At 54.7% G+C, this 19,996-nt stretch carries 16 protein-coding genes; 11 read left to right on the forward strand and 5 right to left on the reverse strand.

Annotation, left to right across the window (positions count from 1 at the left end):
* Positions 1 to 143 precede the first annotated feature (143 nt).
* Entirely contained in the window at positions 144 to 518 is a 375-nt protein-coding gene (locus tag AC2IBB_RS24285; RefSeq protein ID WP_486329293.1) for a sirohydrochlorin chelatase, read from the forward strand.
* Positions 519 to 857: 339 nt separating this feature from the next.
* On the forward strand, positions 858 to 1,751 hold the full coding sequence (locus AC2IBB_RS24290; protein ID WP_486329294.1) for a TIGR01777 family oxidoreductase: 894 nt from the start codon (positions 858 to 860) through the stop codon (positions 1,749 to 1,751).
* An 88-nt stretch (positions 1,752 to 1,839) separates the two neighbouring features.
* On the opposite strand, the gene AC2IBB_RS24295 is transcribed toward AC2IBB_RS24290, so the two are convergent.
* Positions 1,840 to 2,493 carry a TetR/AcrR family transcriptional regulator gene (locus AC2IBB_RS24295; protein WP_253938430.1) on the reverse strand — a complete coding sequence of 218 codons (654 nt, stop codon included), beginning with the start codon at positions 2,491 to 2,493 and terminating at the stop codon, positions 1,840 to 1,842.
* Between the two features lie 162 nt (positions 2,494 to 2,655).
* Entirely contained in the window at positions 2,656 to 3,066 is a 411-nt protein-coding gene (locus tag AC2IBB_RS24300) for a PaaI family thioesterase (RefSeq protein ID WP_486329295.1), read from the reverse strand.
* 328 nt (positions 3,067 to 3,394) lie between these two features.
* On the opposite strand from AC2IBB_RS24300, the gene AC2IBB_RS24305 reads away from it, so the two are divergent.
* From AC2IBB_RS24305 to AC2IBB_RS24315, 3 genes are all read left to right on the forward strand, one after another.
* On the forward strand, positions 3,395 to 5,119 hold the full coding sequence (locus tag AC2IBB_RS24305) for a proline--tRNA ligase (RefSeq protein ID WP_486329296.1): 1,725 nt from the start codon (positions 3,395 to 3,397) through the stop codon (positions 5,117 to 5,119).
* A gap of 11 nt (positions 5,120 to 5,130) precedes the next feature.
* A complete protein-coding gene (locus AC2IBB_RS24310; protein WP_486329297.1) occupies positions 5,131 to 5,754 on the forward strand; it encodes a lytic transglycosylase domain-containing protein in 624 nt (207 codons plus the stop codon).
* 129 nt (positions 5,755 to 5,883) lie between these two features.
* A complete protein-coding gene (locus AC2IBB_RS24315) occupies positions 5,884 to 6,456 on the forward strand; it encodes an NUDIX domain-containing protein (RefSeq protein WP_486329298.1) in 573 nt (190 codons plus the stop codon).
* Between the two features lie 7 nt (positions 6,457 to 6,463).
* Here AC2IBB_RS24315 and AC2IBB_RS24320 read toward each other — a convergent pair whose 3' ends face one another.
* The 3 genes from AC2IBB_RS24320 to AC2IBB_RS24330 all read right to left on the reverse strand — a co-directional run bounded on the left by AC2IBB_RS24320 (position 6,464) and on the right by AC2IBB_RS24330 (position 12,479).
* Positions 6,464 to 6,685, reverse strand: a complete 222-nt coding sequence (locus AC2IBB_RS24320; protein ID WP_486329299.1) for a DUF2835 domain-containing protein — start codon at positions 6,683 to 6,685, stop codon at positions 6,464 to 6,466.
* A gap of 103 nt (positions 6,686 to 6,788) precedes the next feature.
* A complete protein-coding gene (locus AC2IBB_RS24325; protein WP_486329300.1) occupies positions 6,789 to 11,651 on the reverse strand; it encodes an NAD-glutamate dehydrogenase in 4,863 nt (1,620 codons plus the stop codon).
* A gap of 420 nt (positions 11,652 to 12,071) precedes the next feature.
* Positions 12,072 to 12,479: a hypothetical protein gene (locus AC2IBB_RS24330; protein WP_486329301.1), complete on the reverse strand. Its 408-nt coding sequence runs from the start codon at positions 12,477 to 12,479 to the stop codon at positions 12,072 to 12,074.
* A gap of 408 nt (positions 12,480 to 12,887) precedes the next feature.
* Between AC2IBB_RS24330 and AC2IBB_RS24335 the strand changes: the two genes are divergently transcribed.
* From AC2IBB_RS24335 to AC2IBB_RS24360, 6 genes are read left to right on the forward strand one after another with little or no spacing between them, the layout of a single operon-like run.
* Positions 12,888 to 13,847 (forward strand): AAA family ATPase, encoded by a 960-nt coding sequence (locus AC2IBB_RS24335; RefSeq protein ID WP_486329302.1) that lies wholly within the window; start codon positions 12,888 to 12,890, stop codon positions 13,845 to 13,847.
* A gap of 29 nt (positions 13,848 to 13,876) precedes the next feature.
* A complete protein-coding gene (locus AC2IBB_RS24340; RefSeq protein ID WP_486329303.1) occupies positions 13,877 to 14,803 on the forward strand; it encodes a DUF58 domain-containing protein in 927 nt (308 codons plus the stop codon).
* Positions 14,803 to 15,267 (forward strand): DUF4381 domain-containing protein, encoded by a 465-nt coding sequence (locus tag AC2IBB_RS24345; RefSeq protein WP_486329304.1) that lies wholly within the window; start codon positions 14,803 to 14,805, stop codon positions 15,265 to 15,267. The genes AC2IBB_RS24340 and AC2IBB_RS24345 overlap by 1 nt, the downstream gene beginning before the upstream one ends.
* On the forward strand, positions 15,261 to 16,298 hold the full coding sequence (locus AC2IBB_RS24350; RefSeq protein ID WP_486329305.1) for a vWA domain-containing protein: 1,038 nt from the start codon (positions 15,261 to 15,263) through the stop codon (positions 16,296 to 16,298). Before AC2IBB_RS24345 ends, AC2IBB_RS24350 begins: the two co-directional genes overlap by 7 nt.
* A complete protein-coding gene (locus AC2IBB_RS24355; protein ID WP_486329306.1) occupies positions 16,295 to 18,262 on the forward strand; it encodes a VWA domain-containing protein in 1,968 nt (655 codons plus the stop codon). The genes AC2IBB_RS24350 and AC2IBB_RS24355 overlap by 4 nt, the downstream gene beginning before the upstream one ends.
* Positions 18,256 to 19,992 (forward strand): BatD family protein, encoded by a 1,737-nt coding sequence (locus AC2IBB_RS24360; protein WP_486329307.1) that lies wholly within the window; start codon positions 18,256 to 18,258, stop codon positions 19,990 to 19,992. The genes AC2IBB_RS24355 and AC2IBB_RS24360 overlap by 7 nt, the downstream gene beginning before the upstream one ends.
* The last annotated feature ends 4 nt before the right edge of the window (positions 19,993 to 19,996 follow it).

Here is a 19,996-nt window from a genome sequence, read left to right on the forward strand (position 1 = left end):
TCTTTAAATACATCACAACAAACTTTCGTTTCCGGCTTAAAACTAGGTAAGCTCTCAATTATATGCATCCACAGCAAGCAAATTGAAAACCAAACATTCCAGATCGGCGTAAAACTCATAAATTGGAGATTCGTCAATACGCTATGATTTTCGACCACACGATCCTTCTCGCTCACGGCAGCCGAGACAACAATTGGCTGCAGCCTTTTATTGAACTCACAGAGCGTCTATCTCAAAACGCTACACAGGTATCCCTGGCGTTTATGGAGCTCGCCGAGCCCACTCTGGAACAAGCCGTAAACAAAGCAAGCAGCCAAGGGGCGCGAACAATCGCCGTCCTGCCTCTATTTTTCGCCGCGGGCAAACATTTACGCGAAGACGTTCCCGCCATGATTCCCCCGCTAACGAAAAAATTCGGGATCGACATTACTCTACTCCCCCCACTTGGAGAGCACCCGCTATTTGTCGCCGCAGTCGAGAATGTGGTACGCGAATTACTTCAAACCAACACGCAGTAGCTACAGTCATTACGCGCCATGCTCAGCCTTAATTTTCTCAGCTACCGCTACACGACACAGATTAGATAAGCCTCTAATTCTAAAACTTATTAAAATGGCAATGATATTGGCATGTTAATAATCAGGAGCATGAATGCGTCTGCGCGGAGGCCAGCCGCGGGAGACAGGGCCTGACGTGTTCAGGCCCTGTCGTTGCAGACAAATAGAAGGAAGCTATTTGTCTGCCTGATTAATATTGTATAGCCCCCGGAATAGGCACAAGATGGCCAAATCGCCGCTGCGCGATATCCGCGCGAGGCCTACTCAAGCATGAAAGGAAGAAATTAAGGAGATCCGAATATGCATATCCTGGTGACCGGCGGCACAGGGTTTATCGGCAAACAGCTGTGTCGGGCGCTATGGGCCAGCGGACACGACACCACTGTATTCAGCAGGAGACCAGAGCAGGTTCCGCAACTAGTGGGAGAACGCTGCCGCAGCATAGGAGAGTTACGGGCGGACCTGATAGAAAAGCCTGTCGACGCCATTATCAACCTGGCGGGAGAACCTGTGGCGGACAGGCACTGGACGCAAGCGCGCAAACAGAAGCTAAAGCACAGCCGCATCGCATTGACGCACGACTTGATCGCCATGTGCAAACAGCTGGAAACGCCACCTAAGACTATGGTTTCCGCTTCTGCCGTGGGCTATTACGGCGACCAGCAAGACCTGCTGGTGACAGAACAAACGCCCCCGCATGACGAGTTTACTCATGAGCTATGCAGTGAGTGGGAAGCCGCCGCCCTTAGCGCTGAGAGTATCGGCATGCGCGTCGCCATCGCCCGCATTGGCCTGGTGGTGGGAAAAGAGGGCTTTCTACAAAAAATGTCGCCAGTCTTTAAACTCGGACTGGGGGGCAAATTTGGAGATGGTCGTCAGTGGATGCCCTGGATTCATATTCAAGACTTGCTGAGAGTCCTCCTCCACTTGCTTGAAACGCCAACGTGCAGAGGCCCATACAATGCAGTCAGTCCAACGCCCGTGACTAACGCCGAGTTCACGTCCACCCTGGCGCAGTTGCTTCACCGGCCCGCATTCTGCACTGTTCCCGCATTCGCTCTAAAGCTAGCAATGGGAGAACTGTCCAGGATGTTGCTGACAGGACAAAAGGCAAGTCCAGCCCGTTTACTGGAGGAAAACTTTGGCTTTCAGTTTGATACGCTAGAGGAGGCGCTGAAGGACGTTATAGACTGATATATGAACGATGGCGGGGATGCCTTTTCCACTTCCGCATCCCCTATACCCGGACTCCAGCTTAAAGCGGAACCCCGGTCACACGACGTTACGCTGCGGCGTCCAGCTCACCCAAACGTTGACGCAGATAAGACTTCACCATCAGCTTTAATTCCGTCAGCATGATCGACTCAGGCTTCTCTTCCATCGTCATAGCCAATCTCAATATGGCTCCGCATGCTCTGGGCAGCATCACGCAGATTAACCACAGACGCTCTTGTTCAACTTGAGGGTAAAGCAGCTTTGCGCGATTGGTGATAGCCTGCGCGTTGTCGAACAACTCGCCGAGATCCAATTGCTGAAGCTCCGGCATCGCCTCGACTCCCGACCAGATTTCCTTATATCCAGGTTCGGATCGATAGAAATGGGCGAAGGTGTCGATAAGCTTGTCAAACCCCTCCTCCAGATCAAACTCGTTTACAAATTCCTCCATGACTGTACTCAGCGTTTTGATATGACGCTCAGCCAAGGCCTTGACTATAGCGGCCTTGTTGGGGAAATAACGATACAAAGACGCTAGGGAAATACCCGCGCGACGGGCGATTTCCGAGGTTTTCGCTCCCTGCACGCCAACTTCACTGATTAAAATGGCAGCTTCGTTTAATATCAGCTCGACTCTTTCCCGGCTGCGTTCTTGCACGGGCTGCCTGCGCTGTTCGAGCTCCTGCAGCGCTTCTGAGTTTTTACTGGCGGTAATGTTCATAGTCATAACTTCCTGTAGTTATTCCACGAGGTTAGTACTGATCGTTCTTGAGTTAGTACTCTGATCAAAATCATTTCATTTGGTTTTTATTGTTGTGGGTACGGCTATTATTGCGGTACAGCAGTCTACTAGCTGCGACGCGCCTGGCGGGCTCCTCCCCCCTTACCGCGGCAACGCGTAACTTCCCGTTGCGTGTGCGACCAAACCATCGCTGTTCGGCGAGTACAGATTTACTTCACAAAATGCAATCCGGGAGCCCAGTTTCAGCAGAGTCGCCTCCGCCAACAGATCTTCCGGCTTGGGCCGTTGCAAAAAGTTGATGTTTAAATTGCTGGTGACAGCCATTTCCACGCGCCCTAAAGTCGCAAGGATGATTGCATACATAGATGCATCCGCCAGCGACATGATGATGGGTCCGGAAAGGGTTCCTCCGGGGCGCACAAAGGTTTCTGAAAACGGGATTCTGGCGATAGCGTTCTTGCCTGAGATCTCATCAACCCGGAAATCGATGGTCTCCGCCATCGGCACGCCGGTTCTGATGATGTTTTGAATTTCGTGCGCGGTCAGCATCATAGGCTCAACTGTATCATCGGACGCTGGTGAGTTTGCCTCATCGCCCCAGGGTTGCCAAGCAGGTATATGGCATAAACCATGAGGCCGGTTGCGTTCTCATGACAAACTGTTGTATAGCGCGAACGAAGGCCGCTGGGGCGCATCGTTTCGGGGAAATTTGCGATAAATTCGAACGCCAAGGCGGTCGTCGGGCCGCCCTCAGGCCAGTATTCGCATTTAATACAATCGCGCCTGTACGCAAGGAGTCATCGCTTCTACAATAGTCCGGCAGTAAAAATAAACCATTACCGGTAGTTAACCTTATTTATTTGTATTCCTGGGAAGATATATGCGCGCAAGTCGATACCTGATCGCCACCCTGAAAGAAACCCCTGCCGACGCCGAAGTCATCAGCCATCAGTTGATGTTGCGCGCAGGCATGATTCGCAAGCTGGCCGCAGGTCTCTATACCTGGCTCCCCCTTGGCTTGAGGGTCCTGAAAAAAGTTGAAAACATCGTCAGAGAGGAAATGGATCGTTCCGGCGCCCAGGAAGTGCTGATGCCGGCAGTACAGCCGGCGGAGCTGTGGATCGAATCAGGCCGTTGGGAGCAATATGGCGGCGAGCTTCTGCGCATCCAGGATCGTCACAATCGTGACTTCTGCGTCGGCCCGACTCACGAAGAAGTCATCACCGACCTGATACGTAACGAGCTGAAAAGCTACAAGCAACTACCCGCTAATTTTTACCAGATCCAAACCAAGTTTCGCGATGAGCGCCGCCCCCGTTTCGGCATCATGCGCTCGCGCGAGTTCCTGATGAAAGACGCTTACTCCTTCCATATAAATCAGGAGTCATTAGACGAAACTTACATGGTCATGTACGACGCTTACACCCGAATTTTCAGCCGTTTCGGGCTGGATTTCCGCCCCGTGCAGGCGGATAGCGGCAGCATTGGCGGCTCCTCCTCCCATGAGTTCCACGTACTGGCGAACTCAGGCGAGGATTTGATCGCTTTCAGCACCGAAAGCGACTACGCCGCAAACCTTGAAAAGGCGGAAGCCCTGTGCGCCATGAAACAGGCCCCTGCGCCTTCCAAAGACTTGACGAAAGTCGCCACGCCCAATCAACGCACCATTGAAAGCGTCTCTGAATTCTTGAATCTGCCCGCCGAGCAAACGGTAAAAACCCTGCTGGTGCTGGGAGAAGCGGAAGATGGCGCGTCTGCGCCAATAATCGCCCTGGTGCTGCGAGGCGACCATACTCTCAATGAAATCAAAGCGGAAAAATTGCCTGGCGTGGCTTCTCCGTTGACGCTCGCCAGCGACGAAGCCATCGAGGCGGCGGTGGGCTGCAAACCTGGCTCCATTGGCCCCGTGAATCTGCCCTTACGCACTATTGTTGACAATAGCGCAGCGGTGCTGGCGGACTTTGTTTGCGGCGCCAACGAAGAAGGGCATCACCTGACTGGCGCTAACTGGGGGCGCGATTGCGAAATCAAGGAAACTGCTGACCTGCGTAATGTGGTGGAAGGCGACCTCAGCCCTGACGGTAAGGGAACCCTGGTGCTCAAAAAAGGCATCGAAGTGGGCCACGTATTCAAGCTGGGCGACAAGTACAGCACGGCGATGAACGCTACCGTCCTGGACGAGAATGGCAAAGCCACCGTAATGCAAATGGGCTGTTACGGTATTGGCGTCTCTCGCGTGGTCGCCGCTGCGATTGAACAGGGCCACGACGACAAAGGCATCATCTGGCCAGACGCCCTGGCCCCTTTCCAGGTCGCCCTGGTTCCATTGAACATGCACAAATCCGATGTCGTGCGCGAGAAAGCAGAAAGCCTTTATGCAGAACTGCTGCAGGCGGGCGTGGACGTTCTGCTGGACGACCGCAATGAACGCCCCGGCGTGAAGTTTGCTGAAATGGAGCTGATTGGCATTCCGCACCGAGTGGTGATCAGCGACCGTGGTCTGGCGGAAGGCAAAGTCGAATACAAAGGCCGTCGTGATACCGACAGCACAGATATGACAGTCGATACTGTTGTAAACTTCATCAAAGAGAAGTTGAAAAAATAGTCAGTTGAATCATGCAGTACACTTATTCAATGCGCCCGGACACCGCTCCCGGCAAGGGCCTGTCTTTGCTATTGGGAATTTTCATGCTGCTGGCGCTTGCGCCGGTCGCAACTTTCGCAGCAGGCCCTCAGGAACCGGACCCGGAGTTACGGGCCGTATTGAAACGCACGGTCAATGAGTCCAAAAGTTTCATTGACCGTTTTGACGCCGAGGTTTGGCTGGTGGACATGTCCGCCCGCATGGAAAGGTACATCAAGGACTCCAATCAGCGCCTTGAACTACTGAAGCTTGCGCACTTGGAAGCTACCCGGGCAGGCCTCAATCCGGAAATTGTTTTAGCGGTCATGCATGTGGAAAGCCGCTTCGACCCTTACGCCGTCTCCAGCGCCGGCGCCCGTGGTCTGATGCAGGTGATGCCGTTCTGGATAAACGAAATCGGACGACCGGATGACAACCTCCACGATGTCGCCACTAATCTGCGCTACGGCTGCACCATCCTCAAGCATTATCTGGACAAGGAAAAAGGCAACCTGATTCGCGCTCTTGCCCGCTATAACGGCAGCCTGGGTAAAACCTGGTATCCAGAAAGAGTTCTGGTCGCCTGGGAGCGTTACTGGTTCGTCAAGCACTCCTGATTCCGGTTCGAGCAACCACTTATCCTTTAACGCCGGCGGAGCTTTTCTCCGCCGGCGTTTTTGTTATAAGTTTCCACTCACCCTTATCACCTCGTCCCATCAAGCTTTCAATCGCACAAGGAGTTCATTATGTCCGACTCTCCCGAAACCAATCCCTGGCGAACCCTTTCCAGCAATCAGGTTTACGTAAACCCCTGGATTCAGGTAGAGCACCGCGAGGTCATCGCTCCCACCGGCAAGCCTGGCATTTATGGCGTGGTGCACATGAAGAATAAAGCTGTCGGCATCGTTCCGGTGGATAACGAGGGGCACACCTGGGTGGTCGGACAGTATCGTTACGCCACTGAATGCTACTCCTGGGAAATTCCCATGGGAGGCGCGCCCCACGATGAGTGGACCGCCGATGCGGCGCGCAGAGAGCTCCAGGAAGAAACAGGCCTGGCCGCAGACGAGTTGTCAGAGTTGATGCGCCTGCATACGAGCAACTGCGTCACAGACGAACAAGGTGTGGTGTATATCGCGCGCAAGCTCACGCAAGTCGGCTGGAGCCCTGATGACACGGAAGAATTGAAGGTGCGTCGCCTGCCGCTGCGAGAAGCAGTGGATATGGCGCTCAGCGGGGCAATGACCGACGCTATCAGCGTCGCCGCTTTGCTGAAGATCGCGCTGCAACACCCGGACTGGTTAGCGCAAAACGATTAAAACCACGCTACGCCAGCCTCTCAATGGACTGGAATTTATTAGCGTCGTCAAAGGTGATAATAAACGAGCCCCGAATGCCGTCTCGGGTTACGAAGCGCTGCAGAATATTAGCGGGAAACTGGACCCTCAGCCCTTCCCGGCTCACGGCGCTGACGCTTTTCGCACTGCCGCGATAGACGCTTAGGTACTCATCTGCGGGTATGTGGATGTCGACGATGATTTGCCGCATCTCCAAAGCACTCTACTGTTAATCGTTAGTTCATTAAAAATAAACCGGCGCAGCCCTCCTGCTCAAGCAGAGAAGAGGGCTGCGCCGGCGCTGGTTTACATTATCAGATCTTGGTAGTCGAGTGCGACGTACTTTGGGCCAGGTCCAACAGCTCTCGCAGGGCTACGGAGTACATGGGGAACTCGGGATCTTTGGTCGCTTTCAGTTCAGTCAACATGCCGCGCCAGCGCTCGATCAGGTCAGTATTGCATGCTGACCAGGCGTCGATGCGCTGATCGATATCTTCCGGAGCATCCGTCATTCGCAGAATACCCACAGTCAGAGCACGCTGCTGCCAGTCGAGGTCTTCGCGGAAGCTTTCTCTCGCCAATGCCTGCCAGTGCGTCGCAGGCTGCGCAATGTTGAGCTGGTGCGCAAACCACTGCATGTCCAGCCTTTCCCCCATACGGAAGAACATACGCGCCACATAGCCCAGCTCGGCGCTGGTCTGCTCCTGCGCTTCGATGATGCCCAGAGCTGAGTACAAATATGGCGTTCCCGCCACTGTCGCAGCCAGTTCATCAGGCACGCCGGCTTGACGATAGCCATCATAACGCTCCTGCCACAGCTTGAGCTGATCGCCTGAGAGCAACTCCTTGAAGTGGTGCGCGATATAGTCGATACCGGTGGAGAATTTGTCCATGTTCTCCATGACATTCAGCTCGCTGCGACGATTTCTCAAGAACCAGCGAGTCGCTCTGCGCACCAGACGAATCAGTTCCGACATCATCGCGATCTGCATGCCGCTGCCGACTTTATAATCCAAGGCCTCTATCGCCGCCCACTGGTTCTGCACCTGGAATACATTCCTGGCGATAACGTAAGCCTGTGCGATCGCCGCCACCGGCGCGCCCGTGGACTGACGCAAGCGCTCCACAAAAGTGATTCCCATGTGGTTGACCATATCGTTGGCGACCTGAGTAGCGATAATCTCGCGACGCAGACGGTGATCGCGCATCTGACGCCCAAACTTTTCCACCAACACCTGAGGGAACTCAGTGTGCAGTTCATTGGCCAGATACTCGTGATCCACCAGATCGCTATCGATCAGCGTTTCTTTCAACCAGCCTTTTACGTAGGAAATCAGCGTACATAGCTCCGGTCTCACCAAGCCGCGCTTCATGGATTTACGCTCAGTGATGGTTTCATCATCCGGAATAAACTCCAGGCCGCGATTCAGCTTACCAATGGACTCCAGATGGTTGATCAACCGGCGATACTCTTCGATACGGGTCGATGCATCCGTTTCCGCAATACTCAGCGCCTGAGTCTGACGATAGTTGTTCATCAGCACCAGATCAGCGACGGATTCGGTCATGTCCGCCAGCAACTTATTGCGCTGCTTCATGGTCATGTCGCCGCCAGCGACAATCTCATTCAGCAGGATTTTGATGTTGACCTCGTGGTCTGAGCAATCGACGCCGCCAGCGTTATCAATGAAGTCTGTGTTCAAGCGACCGTAATTGAAGGCGTATTCAATACGGGCCAGCTGGGTCATACCCAGGTTACCGCCCTCACCGATGACCTTCACTTGCAGGTCGCTCGCGTCAACCCGCAGCGCGTCGTTGGCTTTATCGCCCACGTCGGCATGAGTTTCTTCCGAGGATTTCACGTAAGTGCCGATGCCGCCGAACCAAAGCAGATCAACCGGCGCCTTCAATAATTGCGAAATCAGCATATTGGGAGGCAGACGGTCCTGCTTGATGCCAAAGCGCGCCTTCATTTCAGGGCTGATCGGAATGGATTTGGCATTGCGAGAGAATACGCCTCCGCCCGCTGAAATCAGCTTGCTGTCGTAGTCCATCCACGTGGAGCGCGGCAGCTCGAACAAACGTTTACGCTCCACAAAGCTGGAGGCGGCGTCCGGGTTTGGATCGATAAAAATGTGCATATGGTTGAACGCAGCCACCATAAGAATGTGTTCGGAACGCAACATGCCGTTGCCGAACACGTCTCCGGACATGTCGCCCACGCCTACGACAGTAAAGTCATCCGTCGCAGTATTAACGCCCATTTCACGGAAGTGACGCTCAACAGAAACCCAGCCGCCGCGGGCGGTGATGCCCATTTTCTTGTGGTCGTAACCCTGACTGCCGCCGGACGCAAACGCATCGCCCAACCAGAAGCGGTATTCCTCCGAGAGCGAGTTGGCGATATCGCTGAAGGTCGCGGTGCCCTTGTCCGCCGCCACAACCAGGTAATAGTCGTCTTCGTCGTGACGCACCACATCCACAGGGGGCACAACCTCACCCGCCGCCATGTTATCGGTGACATCCAGCAGGCCACGAATGAACGTCTTGTAACAGGCGATGCCTTCGTTCAGCATCGCTTCACGGTCGTTCTCAGGCAATTGTTTGGCGACAAAACCGCCCTTCGCGCCCACCGGCACGATAACGGAGTTCTTTACCTGCTGCGCTTTCACCAGCCCCAATACTTCCGTCCGGTAGTCCTCAAAACGATCAGACCAGCGCAGACCGCCCCGAGCGACTTTGCCGCCCCGCAGGTGTACGCCTTCTACACGGGGCGAGTAAACGAAGATTTCAAACATCGGCAGCGGCAGCGGCATTTCCGGAATGTCGCGAGGGCTGAATTTAAAGGACATATAGCCCTTCACGCCTTTGTCTTCGCCGCGCTGGTAATAGTTGGTGCGCAACGTCGCCTTGATCAGTTCAACGAAGCGGCGCAACACCCGGTCTTCACTCAGGTGCTCGACATCATCCAATGCCTGGTTGATTTCAATTTCCAGTTTCTGCTGCGCAGCGCCGCATTGCGCTTCGCTCTGAATTTTCGCCGGATTGAAGCGAGCCTCAAACAACTCGTAAATAGACTTGGCGATATGTACGTGGTTGACCAGCGTATTGGCGATAAAGTCCTGGCTGTAGCTGAAGCGAATCTGACGCATGTAGCGCGCGTAGGCGCGGAACATGGCGATCTGACGCCAGTCCATCTGCGCCGCCAAAACCAGACGGTTGAAGATGTCGTTTTCAGCTTCGTTGGTCCAGACGCGCAGGAACAGTTCTTCAAACTTCTTACGGATTTTCTGAATATCAATGACTTCACCGCCACGGCTTTGCAACGAAAAGTCATGAATCCAGACTATCTTGCCATTGCGATCAACCGCTTCAAACGGGTGCTCGCCCAGCACTCTCAAACCGAGGTTTTCAAACAGCGGCAACACGTCGGACAAAGGCACTTGCACAACGCCATGGAAAAGTTTGAAGTGCAGAATGCTCTCGTCTTCTTCCAGGGCGCGATAGAAACTCATCGCCAACGGACGTTCTTCGCTCAATGAGGCGATATGCTCAATGTCGATGACCGCACGACGAGGCGAGAACTCTTCTCTATATGCGCCATTGAATGCGTTGGCGTACAGATGAATATAGGAGTTAGCCTGTTCTTCGCCATGGGCTTCGTACAAGCTCTCCATCAGACCATCCTGCCAGGACTGGGCGGCGGCGATGATGCGCTCCTCCAGCTCCGCAGGACGCAGATCACGACGCTCCGCTTGCGGCACGCGCAGGTTGAACTGCGTGCGCGCCAGCACGGACTCAGAGAAATAGGTGGTGAACTCTACGTCTTCGGCGCCAGTGGCCTTGACCAGAATATCGGAAATTCGCAGACGCAGATCGGTGCTGTACAGATCTCTCGGCACATATACGATGGCGCTGACAAACTGTCCGTACACGTCTTCACGAATGAACAGACGGATTTTGCGGCGCTCCTGGATATACAGAATACCCATCGCCACATCAAACAAATCATCCCGCCCCAACTGGAACAATTCATCTCTGGGATAAACCGCCAATATCTGATCCAGCTCTTTACCGGCATAGTCGCCCGGATTAAATCCAGAACGCTTCAGGACATGCTTAACTTTGCGTCTGACCAATGGAATATCGTCAGGGCGCTGGTGGTAAACCCGTGATGTATACAAACCAAGGAAACGACGCTCCCCGATAACTTCGCCCTGCTCGTTGAACTTCTTCACTGACACATAGTCAGGATAAGCCGGGCGATGCACCCGTGAGCGTTGCGAGGATTTGGCGAAGGTGAAAATTTCTGACTGTAGCAGTTGACGGCGGGCTTTCTGAGGCAGATCGCTCAGCTTCATCATCGCCGGACGTTCCGGATGGCTCTTCAATATCCCCAGCTCGGAACCTGCGACCTGCTGGATGACGGTGTCTTTGCCGGCCTTTTTAAACTGATACTCGTCATATCCCAGGAAAGTGAAATGATCCGCGGCCAGCCACTTCAGAAACTCGCTCGCTTCTTTCAAATCCGTTTTTTTGACGTTGGGAATGTCTTGCTCGAACTCGCTGATGAGTTCTTGCGCATGCGACTTCATTTTTTCATAGTCGCCCACCGCAGTGCGCACCTCACCCAGGACCGTCTCCAGTTCCTCTTTAATGCGCAGGTGATCTGCAGGATCGTTATGACGATCAATCTCCACGTACACCATGGATTCGCCCAGGTCCCGCGCCGGCTCTTCGTCACGACCGATAACGCGCTTGAGTTTGGCTGAGGCATCACGCTCGATATACAGCACCGCATGCTGAATGGAGTGCAGGGTCAACTCCATGCGGTTCAGCCCCATGCGTACTGAGTCGACGATAAAGGGGATGTTTTTGTGAAGAATGCCGATAACAGTATGGGTGGACTGCCAGCCGTGAGTTTCCAGGTCAGGGTTGAATACGGTGACCTTGGGCTGGTCTTGATGATGTTCTTGCAGGAAGTGCCAACAGGCGACGACAGCGCCGTAGATATCCGCCAGGCGGCGACTACGGATTTCGTCCAGAGGCGACATTTCGAGATAAAGCCGGGCGAACCGGTTCACATCCTCCGCTAAGCCAGGTTCCAGTTTCTTTTTGAACTCCTCCTCTAAAAGCTCAAAAAACTGCTCCCTGGTCTCTACGCTAATCTGCTTCATTATATTTGCACCTTTTTATTATTGGCTCAAAAAAGCAACGACCCCAAAACTTCTTTTACAACGAGGCAGTGAACTGAGTGAGATGACGCCTGCAGTTTTAAGAATAGTTCAGGTATTGAAATATGTTTATGATGTTTGGGAGCCAAGAGCCTAGCAGGGCGGATACGCGTTTTTAATACAGTTTAGTACCTACTACAAAAGATCAAAAATCGCCGCTAACGAAAATTTTTTCTTACTTTTATCATAGTGTTGCAGACCACACTCTGCAAAAATCCGATTCACTCAAGCCATCTCGATAAGGGGAAATACCTAGGCAGTAACACGCAGTCAAAAGTACGGATTTTAACCACCTTTATAAGCCGCCGTATTATCAGACCACTTCGACTTTAATATCTGGATATGCAGCCTGTATTTTGCTTATCAGCGCTTTGATATGAGGCAGAGATTTTTTGAGAAGGAAACTTCCTTCGCATAAGGGTACGCGCCTTCAAAATACACAAAGACGTCGCTGTAACGTATCAACTCGACTTTAGAGATTAAAACCTCAATGGGGCGTAGATCTTTACGCTCAGGGCGCAGATTAAACACCGCCTTATCCCCGTCATACGACAACAATACGTCCAGCACCCAATGGTTTTTCATAGCTCGTGAAATGCGCCAAAACACAACCAGCGTCAGAATCAGACCCAAGAGGCCCAACGCTGGGTAGGAAGCCCCCATAACGGGGCCTAGCGTTACGACCAACAACCACAACACGCCAACCACCAGTCTGTACGGCCACGAAAGAGTTCCACTGAAGCCGTCTTTTCTCCATGTTTGAATTTTCATACGTCAGCCGCTTACTACGCCTATCTAATGACTACTGCGATTCTATTTGAGTGCCGGACAGCTCGGCTCTTTCGCCAAGGTTAAAAAATTTTAACCGCCCTTGAATCGGTATTCTACAGCACTCACTTTGAAAACATGATGGTTAGGCGGCTTTGGTTTCTCGTTGCGCAACGCGCTTGTCGCTTGAGAACGACTGCTGGGGTCGCACCGATAGTTTAAGGTTATGACGAATAATTAATAACGAAACTAAGTTAATTATTGCAGAATGCTGTCACGTTGGCGCTGGACGCCTGCAGCTGAGTTTCCTAACATCTTAAGCCCTCTACAGGCCCGAAGCTTCCGGCGGATGCGTCGAGGGTTTGTTGACGTTTTTGGAAGAACAACGCAAACACTGGTATTAGGTTAAGCATGTCCTTACAGGCCACTCTTTTAGATCTAAAGAACCAACTCAGCGAATCTATTATCGGGCAGTCGCACCTGCTTGATAGATTGCTGATTTCCCTGCTTGCTGACGGTCACTTATTGGTCGAAGGGGCCCCTGGCCTCGCCAAGACCAAGGCCATCAAGGAACTGGCGTCGAATATCGAAGGCGATTTTCAGCGCATCCAGTTCACTCCCGACTTGCTGCCTGCCGATATTACCGGGTCTGATATTTATCGTCCGGAAACAGGAAACTTCGACTTCCGTAAAGGCCCCATTTTTCACAATCTGGTCCTCGCAGACGAGATTAACCGCGCCCCCGCAAAAGTGCAGAGCGCGTTGTTAGAAGCCATGGCCGAACGTCAGGTCACGGTAAGCGGTCGCAGCTATCCCTTGAATGGCCTGTTTATGGTTATGGCCACACAAAACCCTATCGAGCAGGAAGGCACCTATCCGTTGCCCGAAGCGCAGCTGGACCGCTTCCTGTTGCACGTCCGCATTGATTATCCTGACTCTGAGTCCGAGTTGAACATTCTTCGCCTCGCACGTCACGAGGCCGCAGGCCCTCAGACGAAGGAGTCGCAACCGCTGGAACAGGAAGCGATTTTCGAGGCCCGTAAAGAAGTGTTGAACGTGTATATGGCCGACTCAGTTGAGCAGTACATTGTTCAGATTATTATGGCGACGCGCTTCCCCGAAAAATACGACGCCAAACTGGCGGAATGGCTTGAATATGGCGGCAGTCCCCGCGCGACTATCGCTTTGGACCGTTGCGCCCGCGCCCACGCCTGGCTGAACGGCAAAGACTTTGTCGCCCCCGAGGACGTGCAGGCGATGGCGTTTGACGTCCTGCGCCACCGTCTGATCACCAGTTTCAAAGCGGAAGCGGAAGGGGTATCGACAGATAAGGTCATCGCCCGATTGCTGGAGCAGGTTCCCGTTCCCTGACATTAATCCTGAAGCGCCCACAGGACACAATGAATCAACATCGCGTTTACTGCCAATTGGATGAACTCATTCAACTGCGCATCGCCGCCGCCCGTCTCAGCTTGCGCTTCGATCCGCGCAAGCTGCAGCAACAGGCGGGGGCTCATTTGTCGCGCTTCCGCGGGCGCGGAATGGACTTCGCCGAATACCGTCCCTATCAGGAAGGCGATGACCCTCGCTCCATTGACTGGAAAGTCACCGCCCGACGCAGTCGCCCGTTCACTAAAGTTTTTCATGAGGAAGTTGAGCGTCCGATACTGATCTTGGTGGATCAGTCGATCAGCCTGTTTTTCGGCAGCCGCCGCGCTTTCAAATCCGTCCAAGCGGCGGAAATCGCATCACTGTTGGCCTGGGCCGGACTGGCGCAAGGCGATCGCATCGGCGGACTGGTATTCTCTCACCAGGGACATCAAGCGCTGAAGCCTTCCCGGCACCCCCGCCAGGCGCTGCGAATTCTGGAGTGCGTCAACGCCTTTAATCAAGCGCTAAACCTGCAACAGAGCGCCGCCAGATTCAGTTTTAACGATGCGCTGCTGGAGCTACGCCGTATCGCCCGCCCCGGCAGCCAGTGCTTTATTATTTCCGACTGGCGCCAGTTCGACGCCACCAGCAAAAACCTGTTATTTGACTTACGCAGGCACAGCCAGGTATTGCCATTTCAAGTGTTTGACCCACTGGAGCAGACCTTGCCGCCCGGCGACTTTCGCATTACCGACGGAAGTTCTCACTTGGACCTGGACACCCGCAACGAGCGCCTGTCACAACGTCTGAAAAATGAGTACGAGCAGTGGCAAAACCAGTTGCTGCAGGAGCTCGCTTCAATCGGTATGGCCTGCGCCCGCCTCTCTACCTGGGAAGACCCTGCGGAGAAACTGCACCAACTGCAATTCTCCAACGGCGCACGAGGAGCCGCCTGATGGACCCGACACAATCAGTGCAGTTACTGGACATCATGGACCCTTCCCCCGCTGGCTGGTGGCCGCTGCCTTGGGGATGGTGGCTGGTGATGCTGGAAAGCCTTGTCGCTTTGGCGGGACTCATTTGGATTGGCGTCTGGCTATATCGTCGCCACAAGCGAACGCAAGCGACACTCTCCTTACTTGAACAGCACTGGCGCGAGTTCAACAGTCACGGTCGTCCCGGGGACTTCCTGGCCAATATTAATCTGGTGCTGAAACGCCATTGCCGCACGCTGGGGCTGAAAAACGCATTGCCGTTATCCGGCGACGCCTGGGGCGTTTTCTTAAAAGACCGACTACCCGCAGGGCAGCATGGTGAAATCGACGCCTATCTGCAGAGCCTGTACAGCCCTCGCCCTGCTCTGGCCCCTGACGCCGCCTACAAAGCCGCTCAACGCTGGATAAGGAGGCTGCGGTGCTGACGCTCGCCTGGCCCTGGCTGTTGCTGGCGCTTCCGCTTCCCTGGCTGATCAGGAAGCGCAGGAATAAGAATGAAGAGGGGCGTAATATCGCATTGCGAGTCCCGTTCTATCAACAAGCCGCATTGGTGCTGGACGGCGCCGATGCGGGCTCCAACCCGGCCCCTCCCGGACGCTTGAGCGCCATTCTCCAGGCCCTGGCTTGGACGCTGCTGGTATTGGCGGTATGTCGCCCACAATGGCAAGGCGAGCCAATCCCCATGGACTACGAAGCCCGCGACCTCATGCTGGCGGTGGATATCTCTCCCAGCATGCAGGAAACCGATCTGCATTTGAAAGGCGGTCAGGCCACGCGTCTCGAAGTCGTGAAGTCCGTGGTCACAGACTTTGTGCAAGTGCGCCAGGGAGATCGACTAGGGCTGATTTTATTCGGCGCGCAACCCTACATTCAGGCGCCGCTGACCTATGATCTGGTTACTCTGGGCGAGCTACTGAACGAGGCCACCTTAGGCATCGCCGGCAACGCCACCGCCATCGGCGACGCGATAGGGCTGGCGATCAAGCGTCTGCGGGAGCGCCCTGCTGACTCCAGAGTGCTGGTGTTACTGACTGACGGCGCCAACACCGGCGGCGAAGTTCCTCCCGAGCAAGCCGCCAAACTGGCGGCCGAAGCCGGCATCAAGATCTATACGGTTGGCGTGGGCGCAGATGAAATTATCCGCCGCGGCATCTTCGGTTATCGCAAGGAAAACCCTTCCGCCGATCTGGACGAAACCCTGCTGCGAAATATCGCCGACCAGACTGGCGGGCAGTATTTTCGCGCTCGCAATACCGGCGAGCTGGAGTTGATCTATGAATCCATCAACCAGCTGGAACCGATCAAACAACAGCAGCGCTTCTTTCGCCCCAAAACAGAGTGGTATTGGCTCCCCCTGCTCGCTGCGCTCGCTTTACTGTCATTCTGCTGGCTGTCTCCCGCGCTTGCCGGAGTAACCCGTCGCAGAGCGGCGACGCGTCTGGAGGAAGCGCAATGACGGAATTCCTGAGCCAATTTCACTTCCTGCGCCCCACCCTGTTACTACTGGCTCCCGCGCTTGTCGCCCTGCTGTTTCTCATGCGTCATCGCAGGAACAGTCAAAACTCCTGGCAAACCCTGCTACCGCCAGAGTTCCTCGCCGCCTTGAGCGAGACGCCCCCGCAAACTGTAAAACGCACCAGCTTCTGGCTATGGCCGCTGATTCTGGTGTTAGCCGTCGCTGCGCTGGCGGGGCCCACCTGGTCGAAACAGGAAACGCCGGTGACGCTGAAACAGGAAGCGTTGGTGATCACGCTGGATTTATCACTCTCCATGCTGGCGACCGACCTGACGCCCAACCGCCTGACCCGCGCCAGACAAAAAGTGTATGACCTGCTGGACGCCCGCAAGGAAGGACAGACCGCACTGGTGGCCTTTTCTGGTAGCGGACACGTTGTCGCCCCTTTGACAGAGGATGGTAATACGCTGCGGGCCATGCTGCCGGCGCTGGACCCATTCATCATGCCGGAAATGGGCAGCAACGCCGCCGCTGGCATTGAATCAGCATTGAACGTCATCAAACAAGCCGGCGCCGCCAATGCCCGCATCCTGCTGATCACGGACGGCGTCGAGGAAGTAGATGTGCAGCCAATCAAGGACCTGATCAGCAAAACGGGCGTCTCCATTTCCGTGCTAGGCGTCGGCGCCGATGATGGCGGTCCGATTCCTATTCCCAACCGCGGCTTCATCAAACAGGGCGATCAAGTGGTCATCGCCAGGCCAAACTTCACGCTGATGCGCCAGATCGCGGATCGTCCCGGCGACCGCTTCAGCAAAATGACGCTGGATAACGCCGACCTGCGTCAGCTTATTCCCAGCGCCAGTACGACAAATTTCAAGGACGCCAGTGACGACAGTAAACTGCAGAGTGAGCAGTGGCATGACGCCGGCTACCTTCTGCTATTGATCGTTATCCCATTGCTGCTTTGGCAATATCGCCAGGCTGGGGTCGCGCTGTGTCTGCTGGTATTACTGGCCAAACCACAAACCTCCCATGCCTTTGAATGGGACGAGCTGTGGTCCACGCCAGACCAACGGGGCTGGGAGCTTTACCAGGATAAAAAATATGAGGACGCTGCGGACGCCTACGCCAGCGCAATGGGTAAAGGAGCCGCTTATTATCGCGCAGGCGATTACGCCAGGGCGGAAGCGGAGTTCGGCAAGCTGGATTCGGCGCAGGCTCACTACAACCGCGGCAACAGTCTGGCCTATCAGCAGCGTTATGAGGAGGCGATCAAGGCATACGATGAAGCCTTGAAACATAACCCAGACATGTCTGAAGCCGCAGAAAACAAACGCCGCCTGGAAGAGCAGCTGGAAAAGCAGAAACAGGACAGCAAAGATCCGCAAAAAGACCAGCAACAGCCGGATCAAAACAACGCTGATCAACAGCAAAATCAGCAGCAAAACTCGTCCGGCTCGCAACAGCAAAACAGCCAGCCCTCAGATCAGAACAGTCAAAGTCAGCCTGGCCAGCAGGGCGGAGATGCATCTCAACAGCCTCCTTCGCAATCGCAAGATCAAAATACGGACAAACAGAAAAACGCATCCTCCCAGGGTCCGGACGAGCAACAAAACGCAGAGCAGGCGCAAAACACGAACAATGAAGACAAGGCTGATCCCAAGGAAGCCCAATCCAAAGCCGCCGGCGCAGAGCAGCAGGAGGCGAAAGACGGCGACAAAGAGGCCCAGACAGCCGGACAGGCTATCAAACCTGAAGACGCCGCGGACAAAGAGCCGTCGGAAGATGCTTCCGCCGCGTATTCAGACAGCATTTCACTGAAGGACCAGCAAACCGAGCAATGGCTGCGCAGGATTCCTGACGACCCCGGCGGCCTGCTGCGTCGGAAGTTTTTGCAGCAATATCAACAAGGCTCGCGTCCTTCCTCGTCCAAACAAGACAGCGGTAGACCCCTATGGTAGCTCCTGTAAACCGGTTTTTGTGCCTGCTCATGCTATGCGTTTTCAGCCTGGGAGCCTGGGCTGAAGACACGCTTAACGTCAGTGTGGACCGCCAGGAAGTCAGACAGAATGAATCACTGCAACTGACTATCACCAGTAAGCTGGAGGTCGACTCCGCCCTGGACTTCTTTAACCTGAACACCCTGTCAGTACCGCAACCGGATGTCGGCGAACTGGATAAAGACTTTGAGGTCATGGATCGTCAGCAAAGCTACCGGGTGCAGATCGAAAACAACAAGAACAACTCCATCATCACCTGGATCTACACCCTGTTGCCCAAACGCAGCGGCGACCTGGAAATCCCTGCGGTGCAGTACAAAGACAACAGGTCTCAGCCAATCGCCATAAAAGTGATCGATACCAGCCAGCAGTCGGCGGCGAAGGAAGAAAAGTCGGTTTTCCTGGAAGCGGAAGTGGACAACAAGTCCGTTTACGTGCAACAGCAATTGATTTACACCATTCGACTGTTCTATGGCGATGAATTGCTGCGGGGCGAGCTGACGCACCCCGACCATACTGACGTTCTGGTCAAACAACTTGGCAAGCAAAAAGAATACACCCGTTACATCGGCTCCCGTCGTTTCAGCGTCGTGGAGCGTCAGTACGTCATATTCCCGCAAAAAGCAGGCAAGATTGTCATACCGGAGCAGATTTTTACCGGTACGCTGGCCCAGCGTCGCATTGGGCGCCGTTTCTACAGCGAGGAAAAATCCCCCGCGGTGGAAATTGATGTAAAAGCGCCGCCAGCCTCCTTCTCAGGCAAGCAGTGGGTGCCAGCGCAAAGCCTGAGCATTCGCGATGTGTGGAGCGATCCCGCACGGGAAATCAAAGTAGGCGACTCGCTGACCCGCACCATCAGCGTCCAGGCGCTGGGTATCGAGGGGGTACAGATTCCACCGCTGAACAGCGTTAGCGTAGAGGGAATCAAAGTCTACCCAGAGCCGGAAGGCATCGACACGGAAGAACATGCCGCTGGCGTCACGGGACAACGCAAGGAAACTCAGGCGCTGGTGGCGATTAAACCGGGAACCTATACCCTGCCCGCCGTCAGCATTCCCTGGTGGGACGTGACGAACGATGTCGAGCGCGTGGCGACCTTGCCTGAGCGCACCATCACCGTACTGCCCGGGGCGCAGTCCACCGTCGTCAATACTCCCACAGCGCCGTCGCAGACAACACTGGCGGACGACAAGGCCGACTTCACTCTGGACTCAACGCCGGAGCCACAGTCTACCCCCATTCCCGCGACCTCCAGCTCTGGAGTGTTCTGGCCCATCCTCTCCGGACTGTTGCTGATCGCCTGGCTGGGTACTTTGTACGCCTGGTGGAGAAAGCCCACGATCGTCAGGCCTGTCATGCGCGAGCACCCGCGCCAGGGCGCCCAACACATTGAACTGAGCCAATTGAAAAAGCTGGCGAAGAGCGATGTCGTCAAGTTTGTGGACCTGTATACGCGCTGGCTACAGCAATCCGCCCTGGAGCAGCGCTACGCTCACCATGTGCTCAGCCATCTGCGCAGCCTCAGCCGTGAGCCGCTCAATCAATTGCAGCGCGACCTGTACGGCCCGGCGGCAGACACCGCGAACGCAAGTTTGAATGAGCGGGCGGCAAAGCTGGTGGAAATGAGCGAGCAGGCGATCAAAGCGGAAACCAGCACTCAAGGCGAACCTGCGCCTTTATATCCGACCTGAGGTT

This window comes from Hahella sp. NS-SX17 (assembly GCF_057367735.1).

Coding starts and splice junctions, on each gene's coding strand:
- AC2IBB_RS24285 (WP_486329293.1), top strand. CDS start 144: ATGATTTTCGACCACACGATCCTTCTCGCTCACGGCAGCCGAGACAAC.
- AC2IBB_RS24310 (WP_486329297.1), top strand. CDS start 5,131: ATGCAGTACACTTATTCAATGCGCCCGGACACCGCTCCCGGCAAGGGC.
- AC2IBB_RS24330 (WP_486329301.1), bottom strand. CDS start 12,479: ATGAAAATTCAAACATGGAGAAAAGACGGCTTCAGTGGAACTCTTTCG.
- AC2IBB_RS24345 (WP_486329304.1), top strand. CDS start 14,803: ATGGACCCGACACAATCAGTGCAGTTACTGGACATCATGGACCCTTCC.
- AC2IBB_RS24355 (WP_486329306.1), top strand. CDS start 16,295: ATGACGGAATTCCTGAGCCAATTTCACTTCCTGCGCCCCACCCTGTTA.
- AC2IBB_RS24360 (WP_486329307.1), top strand. CDS start 18,256: ATGGTAGCTCCTGTAAACCGGTTTTTGTGCCTGCTCATGCTATGCGTT.
- AC2IBB_RS24290 (WP_486329294.1), top strand. CDS start 858: ATGCATATCCTGGTGACCGGCGGCACAGGGTTTATCGGCAAACAGCTG.
- AC2IBB_RS24320 (WP_486329299.1), bottom strand. CDS start 6,685: ATGCGGCAAATCATCGTCGACATCCACATACCCGCAGATGAGTACCTA.
- AC2IBB_RS24325 (WP_486329300.1), bottom strand. CDS start 11,651: ATGAAGCAGATTAGCGTAGAGACCAGGGAGCAGTTTTTTGAGCTTTTA.
- AC2IBB_RS24300 (WP_486329295.1), bottom strand. CDS start 3,066: ATGATGCTGACCGCGCACGAAATTCAAAACATCATCAGAACCGGCGTG.
- AC2IBB_RS24335 (WP_486329302.1), top strand. CDS start 12,888: ATGTCCTTACAGGCCACTCTTTTAGATCTAAAGAACCAACTCAGCGAA.
- AC2IBB_RS24295 (WP_253938430.1), bottom strand. CDS start 2,493: ATGAACATTACCGCCAGTAAAAACTCAGAAGCGCTGCAGGAGCTCGAA.
- AC2IBB_RS24315 (WP_486329298.1), top strand. CDS start 5,884: ATGTCCGACTCTCCCGAAACCAATCCCTGGCGAACCCTTTCCAGCAAT.
- AC2IBB_RS24305 (WP_486329296.1), top strand. CDS start 3,395: ATGCGCGCAAGTCGATACCTGATCGCCACCCTGAAAGAAACCCCTGCC.
- AC2IBB_RS24340 (WP_486329303.1), top strand. CDS start 13,877: ATGAATCAACATCGCGTTTACTGCCAATTGGATGAACTCATTCAACTG.